Source organism: Pseudaquabacterium inlustre (assembly GCF_038066595.1).
Lineage (GTDB): Bacteria > Pseudomonadota > Gammaproteobacteria > Burkholderiales > Burkholderiaceae_C > Pseudaquabacterium > Pseudaquabacterium inlustre.
The window spans coordinates 117,366-129,324 of the sequence record NZ_JBBUTH010000009.1; the positions used below are offsets into that span (position 1 = coordinate 117,366).

10 protein-coding genes are annotated in these 11,959 nt (G+C 71.4%); 5 read left to right on the forward strand and 5 right to left on the reverse strand.

Annotated elements, in window-relative coordinates:
• Positions 1 to 275: 275 nt before the first annotated feature.
• The 5 genes from AACH10_RS18015 to AACH10_RS18035 all read left to right on the forward strand — a co-directional run bounded on the left by AACH10_RS18015 (position 276) and on the right by AACH10_RS18035 (position 5,727).
• Positions 276 to 1,256, forward strand: a complete 981-nt coding sequence (locus AACH10_RS18015) for a porin (RefSeq protein WP_341411871.1) — start codon at positions 276 to 278, stop codon at positions 1,254 to 1,256.
• A 139-nt stretch (positions 1,257 to 1,395) separates the two neighbouring features.
• A complete protein-coding gene (phaR, locus tag AACH10_RS18020; protein ID WP_341411872.1) occupies positions 1,396 to 1,977 on the forward strand; it encodes a polyhydroxyalkanoate synthesis repressor PhaR in 582 nt (193 codons plus the stop codon).
• Positions 1,978 to 2,077: 100 nt separating this feature from the next.
• Complete coding sequence (gene rimO / locus AACH10_RS18025; RefSeq protein ID WP_341411873.1) at positions 2,078 to 3,508, forward strand: 30S ribosomal protein S12 methylthiotransferase RimO; 1,431 nt, start codon at positions 2,078 to 2,080, stop codon at positions 3,506 to 3,508.
• Entirely contained in the window at positions 3,505 to 4,677 is a 1,173-nt protein-coding gene (locus AACH10_RS18030) for a PLP-dependent transferase (RefSeq protein WP_341411874.1), read from the forward strand. The genes rimO and AACH10_RS18030 overlap by 4 nt, the downstream gene beginning before the upstream one ends.
• Before the next feature lie 135 nt (positions 4,678 to 4,812).
• A complete protein-coding gene (locus AACH10_RS18035) occupies positions 4,813 to 5,727 on the forward strand; it encodes a GGDEF domain-containing protein (RefSeq protein WP_341411875.1) in 915 nt (304 codons plus the stop codon).
• 81 nt (positions 5,728 to 5,808) lie between these two features.
• Here AACH10_RS18035 and AACH10_RS18040 read toward each other — a convergent pair whose 3' ends face one another.
• The 5 genes from AACH10_RS18040 to AACH10_RS18060 form a co-directional block, all read right to left on the reverse strand.
• Positions 5,809 to 7,344 (reverse strand): methyl-accepting chemotaxis protein, encoded by a 1,536-nt coding sequence (locus tag AACH10_RS18040; RefSeq protein WP_341411876.1) that lies wholly within the window; start codon positions 7,342 to 7,344, stop codon positions 5,809 to 5,811.
• A 172-nt stretch (positions 7,345 to 7,516) separates the two neighbouring features.
• Positions 7,517 to 8,866: an argininosuccinate synthase gene (gene argG, locus AACH10_RS18045; RefSeq protein WP_341411877.1), complete on the reverse strand. Its 1,350-nt coding sequence runs from the start codon at positions 8,864 to 8,866 to the stop codon at positions 7,517 to 7,519.
• A gap of 74 nt (positions 8,867 to 8,940) precedes the next feature.
• A complete protein-coding gene (locus tag AACH10_RS18050) occupies positions 8,941 to 9,843 on the reverse strand; it encodes a DMT family transporter (RefSeq protein ID WP_341411878.1) in 903 nt (300 codons plus the stop codon).
• The gene (locus AACH10_RS18055; RefSeq protein ID WP_341411879.1) at positions 9,840 to 10,373 is read right to left on the reverse strand and encodes a methylated-DNA--[protein]-cysteine S-methyltransferase; all 534 of its coding nucleotides are present in this window, start codon (positions 10,371 to 10,373) and stop codon (positions 9,840 to 9,842) included. Before AACH10_RS18055 ends, AACH10_RS18050 begins: the two co-directional genes overlap by 4 nt.
• A complete protein-coding gene (locus AACH10_RS18060; protein WP_341411880.1) occupies positions 10,370 to 11,905 on the reverse strand; it encodes a DNA-3-methyladenine glycosylase 2 family protein in 1,536 nt (511 codons plus the stop codon). Before AACH10_RS18060 ends, AACH10_RS18055 begins: the two co-directional genes overlap by 4 nt.
• Between the last annotated feature and the right edge of the window lie 54 nt (positions 11,906 to 11,959).

Here is an 11,959-nt window from a genome sequence, read left to right on the forward strand (position 1 = left end):
CGCAACCGGCGGATGTGTCGGTCGCCGGCGTGACCGGTGTGTGCCCGAGCCATCAGCAAGCTTCGTGCGCGGTATGGGCCGATCGGGTCCGGGCGCCTTGTCGGTGCACGGGCTACCCCGTGGGGCATGGCGCGCCCCGCGGCGGGGCGCATGCGCCGCGGCGGTGCTGCGCTGGGCATCCGTGCCAGGGCATGTGGCTTGCTAACCGCTGGGGGTACGCCCGGCCTCGACGCCGGGTGACGACCTCCCTCCCATCCCCGAGCAAGAGAAACTCCATGCAACGCATCGCCCTGCGCCCCCTGATGGCCGCCCTGGCCCTGGCCACCCTGGCCGGCAGCGCCGCCGCCCAATCCACGGTCTCGATGTACGGCCTGATCGACATGTCGGCCGGCCGCAGCCAGTCGCCCGGCGCCAAGGCCATCAAGAACGTGGACAGCGGCAAGATGACCACCAGCTACTGGGGCCTGAAGGGCCAGGAAGACCTGGGCGACGGCCTGTTCGCGCTGTTCGTGCTGGAGAGCTTCATGCGCAACGACACCGGCGCGGCAGGCCGCTTCGATGGTGACACGTACTGGGCTCGCAACTCCTACGTGGGCCTGAGCAACAACCTGGGCACGCTGACCGTCGGCCGCAACACCACCTCGCTGTTCGTGCAGACGCTGCAGTTCAATGCCTTCGGCGACTCGTTCGGCTACTCGCCCAGCATCCGCCACTACTTCACCAGCGGCACCACCACGGGCGATACCGGCTGGAGCGACTCGGTCAAGTACGTCAGCCCCAAGCTGGGTGGCTTCACCGCCACCGCCATGGGCGCGCTGGGCGAGGGCAATGGCGGCCGCAACATGAGCCTGGCCGGCCACTACGCCGCGGGTGATCTGGCGCTGGGCGGCACCTGGCAGAAGGTGGAGAAGGGCGCCACCGTGGCCGACACCACCACCTGGCAGCTGGCCGGTTCGTACGCCTTCGGCCCGGTGCGCCTGTACGCCCAGTACGGCAAGGTGGACAACAAGACCACCGGCATCGACTACAAGCTCACCGATCTGGGCGCTGCCTGGCGCATCACGCCGCAGGGCAGCGCGCTGCTGCAGTTCGGCCAGATCAAGCCCGAGACCGGCGCCAAGCGCAGCACCTACAGCGTGGGCTACGACTACTACCTGTCCAAGCGCACCGATGTCTACGCCGTGGCCATGAGCGACCGCCTGAGCGGCAGCAGCAGCGGCACCAGCTACAGCGTGGGTGCGCGTCATCGCTTCTGATCCGGCCTGGGACGGCGCGGCCGGCCAGGTGACGGCCGCGCCGCTGTGCTTGCGGGTTCAACCGGACGGGGTAAGCCCTGCGGCAGTGCACCATGGGGGCTCCTTAGAATCTGCCGCAGTGCACAAGGAGTTCGACCCCATGCCAGCCCAACGCCGCGCCGCCACATCCGATGGCGCGCAGGCCCCCGCCGATGGCGGCCCACGCATCCTCAAGAAGTACCCCAATCGCCGCCTGTACGACACGCGCACCAGCAGCTACATCACGCTGGCCGATGTGAAGGGCATGGTGCTGGGTGGCGAAGCCTTCGAGGTGCGCGACGCCAAGACCGGCGACGACCTCACCCGCAGCATCCTGCTGCAGATCATCCTGGAAGAAGAGACCGGTGGCATGCCGATGTTCAGCACCACGATGCTGGCGCAGATCATCCGCTTCTACGGCCATGCCATGCAGGGCATGATGGGCTCGTACCTCGAGAAGAACCTGCAGACCTTCGTCGACCTGCAGGCGCGCTTCGCCGAGCAGAGCAAGGGCCTGTACGACGGCAAGGCCTTCACGCCCGAGATGTGGAGCCAGTTCATGAGCGGCCAGGCGCCGCTGATGCAGGGCCTGATGGGCAACTACCTCGAGCAGAGCAAGAACCTGTTCGTGCAGATGCAGGAGCAGATCCAGAGCGGATCGCTGTTCCCCGGCATGCCCGGCTTCGGCGCGAAAAAGCCCTGAACCTGCGGCACCCGGCGACGGCGTACCGTCGCCACCCGCCGGGCGGGTCTTCGCCCGGCTTGGGGCGGCCCGGCGCTCAGGCTTCGTCGACAATCGGGGGATGCAAGAGACCCCCGATACCCCCGCCGCCGCCGGCACGACCACCGGCGCGCCGCCCAAGATCGGCTTCGTCAGCCTGGGTTGCCCCAAGGCGCTGACCGATTCCGAGCTGATCCTCACCCAGCTCAGCGCCGAGGGCTACGTCACCAGCAAGACCTTCGCCGGCGCCGACCTGGTGATCGTCAACACCTGCGGCTTCATCGACGATGCGGTGAAGGAAAGTCTGGACACCATCGGCGAGGCCCTGGCCGAGAACGGCAAGGTCATCGTCACCGGCTGCCTGGGCGCCAAGGCGACGGATGACGGCAGCGGCAACCTGGTGCGCGCCGTGCACCCCAAGGTGCTGGCCGTCACCGGCCCGCATGCCACGCAGGAGGTGATGGACGCGGTGCACGCCCATGTGCCCAAGCCGCACGATCCCTTCGTCGATCTGGTGCCCGAGCAGCGCGCGCTGTTCCGCGGCGAGGCGGGCATCAAGCTCACACCCAAGCACTACGCGTATCTGAAGATCAGCGAAGGCTGCAACCACCGCTGCACCTTCTGCATCATCCCCAGCCTGCGCGGCGACCTGGTCTCGCGCCCGGTGGGCGATGTGCTGAAGGAGGCGCAGGCGCTGTTCGAGAGCGGCGTGAAGGAACTGCTGGTGGTCAGCCAGGACACCAGCGCCTACGGTGTGGACGTGAAGTACCGCACCGGCTTCTGGGACGGCCGCCCGGTGAAGACGCGCATGACCGAGTTGTGCATCGCGCTGGCCGAGTTGGCCGGCAAGCATGGCGCCTGGGTGCGGCTGCACTACGTCTATCCGTACCCGCATGTCGACGAGCTGCTGCCGCTGATGGCCTCGGGCCAGATCCTGCCCTACCTGGACGTGCCCTTCCAGCACAGCCACCCCGACGTGCTGCGCCGCATGAAGCGTCCGGCCTCGGGCGAGAAGAACCTCGAGCGCCTGCTGGCCTGGCGCGCCGCCTGTCCCGATCTCGTGATCCGCAGCACCTTCATCGCCGGCTTCCCCGGTGAGACCGAGGCCGAGTTCCAGCACCTGCTGGACTTCGTGCGCGAGGCCCAGATCGACCGCGCCGGCTGCTTCGCCTACTCGCCGGTGAAGGGTGCCACGGCCAACGAGTTGCCGGGTGCGCTGCCGGATGAGGTGCGCGAGGAGCGCCGCGCGCGCTTCATGGCGGTGGCCGAAGAGGTGTCGATCCAGCGCCTGGCGCGCCGTGTGGGCGCCACCATGCAGGTGCTGGTGGACCATGCGCCGGCGCTGGGCCGCAAGGGCGGCCGCGGCCGCAGCTTTGCCGATGCGCCCGAGATCGACGGCACCGTGCGCCTGCTGCCGCCCGAGAAGGCCAGCAAGACGCTGAAGGTGGGCGAGTTCACCAAGGCCCGCATCCTGGCCGTCGAAGGCCACGACCTCCTGGCACTGCCGATATGAGCGACTCCGACGACCTGATCACCCAACTGGTCCACCACCCCTACCAGGCGCCCGCCGGCTGGGGCGCCGTGCCGCCGGGCGTGTTCAAGGCCTCCACGGTGATCTTTCCCAGCGTGGCCGCGCTGCGCGGGCGCAGCTACACCGCCAAGACCGGCTACACCTACGGCCTGCGTGGCACGCCCACCACCTACCAGCTGGAAGAACGCCTGGCCACGCTGGAAGGCGGGCGCTTCTGCATCCTGTCGCCCAGCGGGCTGGCGGCCATCACCAACGTGAATCTGGGCTTGCTGAAGCAGGGCGACGAGGTGCTGCTGCCGGCCAATGTCTACGGCCCGTCGGCCGACATGGCGGCCAGCGTGCTGTCGGGCTGGGGCATCACGCACCAGACCTACGACCCGATGAACCCGGCCGACCTGGCCGCGCGCATCTCCGAGCGCACGAAGCTGGTGTGGATCGAGGCCCCGGGCTCGGTGACGATGGAGTTTCCCGATCTGCCGGCGCTGGTGGCCGCGGCCCAGGCGCGTGGCGTGCTCACCGCGCTCGACAACACCTGGGGCGCCGGCCTGGCCTTCCGCGCCTTCGACTTCGGCGTCGACATCGTGATGCATGCGCTGACCAAGTACCCCTCGGGCGGCGCCGATGTGCTGATGGGCGCGGTGATCACCCGCGACGAGGCCCTGCACCTGAAGCTGCTGAAGCTGCACGGCCAGCTGGGCCTGGGCGTGGCGGCCAACGATGTCGAGTTCATCCTGCGCGGCCTGCCCACGCTGGCGCTGCGCTACCACGCGCACGACGCCGCGGCGCGCCAGCTGGCGGCCTGGCTGGGCACGCAGCGCCATGTCACGCGGGTGCTGCATCCCGCGCTGCCGGGCGCGCCGGGGCATGGGCACTGGGCCGCCCACTGCACCGCGGCGGCGGGGCTGTTCTCGATCCTGCTCGATCCGGCCCTGCGGCGCGCCCAGGTGGATGCCTTCGTCGACGCGCTGCGGCTGTTTCGCATCGGCTACAGCTGGGGTGGGCCGATGAGCCTGGTGGTGCCGTACGAGCTGGACGCGATGCGCAGCGACCGCTCGGCGCTGCCGGGCCATCTGGTGCGCTTCTCGATCGGTCTGGAAGGCGTGGCCGACCTGCAGGCCGACCTGGCGCAGGCGCTGGCGCAACTCGGCTGATCACGCCGACGCGGCCGCCGCGCACAACTTCGCACCGTGGCCGGCGCTGTCGGCGCCTGCCGTGGCCGCGGCCGGCCGGGCTGGGATACCGTCGCGGTTCTGCTTTTCCGCGCGACTCCAGCCCGACACGTTGCCATGTGGGACCCGTCCACGATCGAGGTCACGGCCAGTGACCTGATGAGCATGCCCGCCGCCTCGCCCGGGGCGGCCACGCGTGGCGTGCTGGTGCTCTACAGCGGCGACGATGCCGGCCGCCGCTTCACGCTGGAGCCCGGCGCGCATGTCGTCGGCCGCTCGGCCGCCGCGGGCCTGATGATCGACGACGCCAGCATCAGCCGCCGCCATGCGCTGCTGCAGGTGTCGCAGGGCGGCACCGTGCTGCACGACCTGGGCTCGGCCAACGGCAGCTGGGTGAACGAGCAGCGCGTCACCGCGCCGCGTCCGCTGGTCGATGGCGACCGCCTGAAGCTCGGCCGCGCACGCCTGCGCTTCCTGGTCGAGGCCAACCCCGACGCCCAGGTGCATGACCGCATCTGGCGCCTGGCCACCACCGATGCCGCCACCGGCATCTGGAACCGCCGGCACTGGATGGACGCGCTGCAGCAGGCCGTGCGCCTGGCCGCGCGTGGCGGCCCGCTGCCGGCCGTGGTGTGCATCGACCTCGACCACTTCAAGCGCGTGAACGACCGCTGGGGCCATGCCGCCGGCGACGCGGTGCTGCGCGAGGCCGTGGCGCGCTGGCGTGCCGAGCTGGGCCCGGGCGAGGCCCTGGGCCGCCTGGGCGGTGAGGAGTTCGCGGTGCTGCTGCCGGCCGCCGACGCCACCCAGGCCCGCTGCCGTGCCGAGCGCCTGCGTGAGGCGCTGGCCCAGTGGCCGATGAGCGTGACGGCGGCGCCGGGCGCCGAACCGGTGCGCCATGTGCAGACCGCCTCGCTGGGTGTGGCTTGCTGGGATGCCGCGCTGGTCGATGCCGACGCGATGCTGCAACTGGCCGACCAGCGCCTGTACGCGGCCAAGCATGGCGGCCGCAACCGCGTGGTGGACGCCTGAGCCGCCACACCCCGTAACCCGCACCCCGCAACCCGGACCTCGCGCCCGGCGACAGGCCGCGCGGCCTGACCGGGATGCGCGTCAGAAGAAGTCGACGTTCGACGGTGCCGAGGCCTGCAGCCCGGCATGCGGATTGGCCTGCGGCTGCACGGTCTGGCGCACCACCGGCGCCAGCGTCTCGGTGCCCTCGGTGGCGTCGGATTCGCTGATCGCCTGACGCAGCCGGTTGGCGCTGTCGTGCATGGCCTGCGAGGCCAGCACCGACTCGGCCACCATCGTGGCGTTGGCATCGGTCAGCTCGGTCACGCGCACCAGGCCGTCCAGCACCTCGGACAGCGCGCCCGACTGCGCCTGTGCGTCTCCGCTCAGCGCCTTCATGCGCTCGGCCACCTGGTCCACCGCCGACTGCGTGCGCTGCAGCGTCTGGCGCATCGCGTCCACCTCGCGCGTGCCGGCATCGGCCAGCTCGGTGGTGCCCAGCACCTGGGCACGCACGGCCTCGGCCATGCGCTTGCTGCGCTGGGCCAGCGTGCGCACTTCGGCCGCCACCACGGCAAAGCCGCGGCCGGCCTCGCCGGCGCGCGCCGCCTCCACCGCCGCATTCAGCGCCAGCAGGTTGGTCTGGAAGGCCACGTTCTCGATGTCCTGCAGGCTGTCGCGCATGGCCTGGGTGCCGTGGTGGATGCGGCCCATCGCGGCGGCGGCGCTGTCGGCCGCCTGGCGGCCGGCATCGCTGTGGCGGCGCAGTTCCTCGCAGTTGGCCTGCACGGCCTGGGCATGTTGGGCCGTGTGGTGCACCTGCTCGCTGAGCTGGCGAACCTCGGTCTCGGTGCGCTTCAGGCGCGTGGTCTGCTCGTCGGTGCGCATGGCCAGTGTCTGGGCATTGCCCGACATGGTGTCGCCGGCGGCCGCCACCTCCTGCGTGCCGCGCAGCATGGTGGCGATCAGGTCGTGCAGGTCATGCTGGGTGCGCTGCAGGTCGTCCACGGTGCGCTTGGCGCGGGCGTTGGCCACCATCAGGCCTTCGACCAGCATCACCATCATCGCGCCGAAGCCGGTGGGCACCAGCAGGTAGCGCAGTTCCACCGGCGTGATCCAGCCGGCCAGGCACAGCAGCGAGGCCGCCGTGTGGGTGAGCAGGGCCACCGCCACCCAGATGTGCTGCCGCAGGCGCCCGTGGCTGTAGGCGGTGATGATCACCGACAGCAGCATGCCGTCGTAGACCAGGTTGGCCGACAGGCGCGAGCTGCCCCAGATGGCCATGCCGACCAGGGCCAGCGAGAAGCCGCTGACGATGAAGGCGCGCACCTTGCGCCGTGCAGACGGTGAGAGCTCGAAGGCCAGGGCATAGGCCTCGAGGTTCAGGCCCCACATCACCGATGACAGGGCCACGGCCATCAGGCCGGGCTCGGGCAGCGAGGTGGCGCGGATCTCGGCGCCGTAGTAGACGCTGGCCGACAGGCAGCCCACCGCCAGCAGCGACCACTGGCGCTGGCGCAACTGCCACCACACGAAGCTGAGGATGATCCCCAGCACGCCGGCCCACACGGCCGCGCAGAGCGAGAACGCCTGCGAGGCCTGCAGGCCCAGCAGGGCACTGGAGGAAGCGTGACTCATGGGAGCGCCGAGCGCGCCCGTGTGCCTACCCTGGCGACGCCCGTTTCAGATGGTCTGGATGACGGGCTTATCGGCCGGGCGGCGGCGGGCTGAAGCGCGCCTGGCCGCGTCCTGGTGGATTTATGCGCAGCCTGGCCCCTGGTCGGGGCGTCAGGCGGGCATCAAGCGGGCTTCAGGCGGCGTCGCCGCCGTCCGGTGCGCCCAGCAGCACCGGACCGCTGGAGCCGCTGCCCAGCAGGCCGGTGCGGGTGTAGACGCCCAGCTTCTCGCGCGTGTCGGCGATGTCGAGGTTGCGCATGGTCAGCTGGCCGATGCGGTCGGCCGGCGTGAACGCGGCGTCCTCCACCTTTTCCATGCTCAGGCGCTCGGGCGCGTAGGTCAGGTTCGGGCTCTCGGTGTTCAGCAGCGAGTAGTCGTTGCCGCGGCGCAGTTCCAGCGTCACCTCGCCGGTGATGGCGCGGGCCACCCAGCGCTGGGCCGTCTCGCGCAGCATCAGGGCCTGCGGGTCGAACCAGCGGCCGTGGTACAGCAGCTTGCCCAGGCGGCGGCCGTTGGCGCGGTACTGCTCGATGGTGTCCTCGTTGTGGATGCCGGTGACCAGGCGCTCGTAGGCGATGTGCAGCAGCGCCATCCCCGGGGCCTCGTAGATGCCACGGCTCTTGGCCTCGATGATGCGGTTCTCGATCTGGTCGCACATGCCCAGGCCGTGGCGGCCGCCGATGCGGTTGGCCTCAGCCATCAGCTCCACGGCATTGGCGAAGGTGCGGCCGTTCAGCGCCACGGGCACGCCGTCCTCGAAGCGCACCGACACTTCCTCGGCCTTGACGACCACGTCGTCCTTCCAGAAGGCCACGCCCATGATCGGGTTGACGATGCGGATGCCCGAGTTCAGGAACTCCAGGTCCTTGGCCTCGTGCGTGGCGCCCAGCATGTTGCTGTCGGTGCTGTAGGCCTTCTCGACCGACATCTTGTAGTCGAAGCCGTTGGCGATGAGGAACTCGCTCATCTCCTTGCGGCCGCCCAGTTCGTCGATGAAGGTCTGGTCCAGCCAGGGCTTGTAGATGCGCAGCGCCGGGTTGGCCAGAAGGCCGTAGCGGTAGAAGCGCTCGATGTCGTTGCCCTTGTAGGTGCTGCCGTCGCCCCAGATGTTGACGCCGTCGTCCTTCATCGCCACCACCAGCGCGGTGCCGGTCACGGCGCGGCCCAGCGGCGTGGTGTTGAAGTAGGTGGCGCCGGCGGTGGTGATGTGGAAGGCACCGCACTGGATGGCGGCAATGCCCTCGGCCACCAGCTGCGCGCGGCAGTCGATCAGGCGGGCGTGCTCGGCGCCGTACTCCAGCGCCTTGCGCGGGATGGCGTCGTAGTCGCTCTCGTCGGGCTGGCCCAGGTTGGCCGTGTAGGCGCAGGGGATGGCGCCCTTCTTGCGCATCCACAGCACGGCGGCGCTGGTGTCCAGGCCACCGGAGAACGCGATGCCGACGCGTTCGCCGACGGGAAGCTTCTGAAGGATGTTGGCGCCCACGGGGGTGATCTCGCTGTGCTGGGGTTGACGGGAAAACCCGGCATTTTAGGCCGGATGGGCGGCTGCACCGGTCCTCATGCGCTGCGGGCCGAACGCGGCCACAGCCCCAGCACCAGCGAGGTGCCGCCCAGGATCACCGCGCCGCCCAGCAGCATGGCCGGCGTGATGGCCTCGCCCAGCACCACGGCCCCCCAGGCGCTGGCGAACACCGGCACCAAGAAGGTGACCGAGGCCGCCGACGTGGGGCCGATGCGCTGCAGCAGACGGAAGTACAGGATGTAGGCCAGCGCCGAACACAACGCGGCCAGCGCCAGTGCCATGGCCCAGTGCTGTGGCGCGGGGTTGACGGCCGGCCAGGTGAGGGCCGCCGGCAGTGCCAGCGCCAGCGCGGCGGCGGCCTGCGTGCCGGTGGCCAGCACCATCGATGGCGTGCCGGTCATGTAGCGGCGTGTGAAGCTGGCGGCATGGCCGTACATCAGCGTGCCGGCCAGGCAGGCGGCGATCGCCAGGGCCACCGGCAGGTTCAGCTGCAGGCCGTGGAGGGCACCGCTGGCCAGCGACTTGTTCAAGGCCAGCCCGGCCACGCCGGCAAAGCCGATCAGCAGGCCGATGGCGCGCGGGCGGCTCAGCGGATCGCCCAGCCAGGCCCAGGCGATCAGCGCGGTGGCCATCGGCGTGGCGGCATTGAAGATCGCGGCCAGGCCGGCCGGCAGCGTCAGCGCCGCATAGCCGAAGCACAGGAAGGGCAGGCCCGAGTTCGTCAGCCCCAGCACCAGCATCGGCTTGAAGCGGCTGCGCAGCGCGGCCCATTCCCCGCGCCACAGCAGCAGCGGCAACAGCATCAGCGCCGCACCCAGCACGCGCACGAAGGCCAGCGGCACCGGCCCGAAGGCCGGCACGGCCATTCGCATGAACAGGAACGAGCTGCCCCAGATGGCGGCCAGCAGCAGCAGGTCGGTCAGATCGCGGGATTTCATGCGCCGATCATCGCCTGCTGCGCACTCTCCAGTTGCAGCAGGGCCTGCTTGCGCGGCAGGCCGCCGGCATAGCCGGTGAGGCTGCCGTCGCGGCCCAGCACGCGGTGGCAGGGCACCAGGATGCTGACCGGGTTGCGGCCGATGGCGGCGCCGGCCGCACGCACGGCCGCCGCGTTGCCGGCCTGGGCCGCGATGGCACCGTAGGTGCTGGTGCGGCCGGCGGGGATGGCCAGCAGCGCCTGCCACACGGCGCGCTGGAAGGGCGTGCCGTGCAGGTCCAGCGGCAGGCTTTGCTGCCAGGTGCGGGCGTCCAGCGTCATCGCGTCGCCGTGGAAGTAGCCGGCCAGCACGCGGGCCGCAGCGGCCAGGTGCGGGTGGTCGGGCCGCCCGGGCGCGTCGATGGCGCCGGGATGGTGTTGCTGGCCGTCGAACCACAGGCCGGCCAGGCCCTGCGGCGTGGCGGCCGCCAGCAAGGGGCCCAGCGGCGTGGGGATGTGGGTTTGCGCCTCGATCTTCGGGTGCGGGGTCATGGGGTGGCCTCCAAGCTGAGCCAGAGATTCATCACGGCATACGCGCGCCAGGGCCGCCAGGCCTCGGCCTGGGCCGTGCCGGCCTTGGCATCGCGGTGGCCCAGTGCGTTGAGGATGCCGATGTCGGTGGCCGGCCAGGCATCGGGCCAGGCCAGCGCGCGCATGGCGATCAGCTGCGCGCTCCAGTCGCCGATGCCGGGCAGGCTGGCCAGTGTGGCCAGGGTTGAGTCCAGTGGCGCGGCGCGGTGCAGGTGCAGGCGGCCTTCGGCCACGGCCTGGGCCAGGGCCTGCAGCGCCCGCACGCGCTGGCGCACGATGCCCAGCGTGCCGATGTCCTCGGGCGCGGCGGCGGCCAGCGTGGCGGCGCTGGGGAACAGCCGGTCCAGGCTGTCGAAGGGCGTGTCGAGCGGTGTGCCGAAACGCTCGACCAGGCGGCGCGTGAGGGTGCGCGCAGCCGCCACCGTGACCTGCTGGCCCAGGATCACCCGCACCGCCGACTCGAAGCCACACCAGCCACCGGGCACGCGCACGCCCGGCCGGGCGGGCACCGGCAGCGTGGCCAGCTGGGCGTCGATGCGCGCCGGGTCGGCATCGAGGTCCAGCGCCTGGCGCGCCCGCTCGCGCACGGCGGCAATGGCCGGCAGCAAGGCGGGCGCCACGCGCAGGTGCAGCTCGTGCCGCGCAGGCTCGAAGCGCGCCTGCAGCCAGCCGGCCAGCACCTGGCCGTGGTGGGGCAGTGCCAGCGTGCGCCGCACCGTCAGCCCGTCCACCTGCTCGATGCCCGGCAGCGCGCGGTGCCGCAGAAAGTCGAGCACGCCGTGCAGGTCGTAGGGCGGGCGCCAGGCCAGACGCAGCGTGGCCTCGGCCGCCGTGCGGTCTGGACTGAGAGGCGCCGGCGCGCCATCGGCCGCCTGCTTGCGCAGCGCGCCGGGCTGCAGCCGGTAATGCTCGGCGAACGCGGCGTTGAAGCGGCGCACGCTGGCAAAGCCGCTGGCCAGCGCCACCTCGGTGACTGGCAGCGCCGTGTCGGTCAGCAGCTGCTTGGCCAGCAGCAGGCGCTGCGTGGTCAGCCAGGCGATCGGCGTGACGCCATGGGCGCGCTGGAAGATGCGGCGCAGGTGCCGGTCGGTGATGCCCAGGCGCGCCGCGACGGCCGGCACGGTGGCCGGGGCATCGGCAGCGGCGGGCGCACCGGCTTCGCCACCGTGAACGGCCGCGGCCAGCAGGCGCGCCGCCTGGGCGGCCAGCACGTCGGACGAGTCGGTCAGCGACAGGCCCGGCGCCAGCTCGGGCCGGCAGCGCAGGCAGGGACGGAAGCCGGCGGCCTCGGCCAGCGCCGCCTGGCCGAAAAAGCGGCAGTTCTCGCGCCGCGGTGCCCGCACCCGGCACACCGGCCGGCAGTAGATGCCGGTGGACGTGACGCCGACGAACAGCCGGCCGTCGAAGCGGGCATCGCGGGTGCGCAGTGCCGCATAGGCCGCATCGTCGTGCAGGGCGGAGGGCGGGGCGGCGGACGGCGGCGGGGCGGGCATGCGGCCATGATAGGCACTCGCCCCCGGACGGCTGGCCGTTTTCGGACCTGTGAG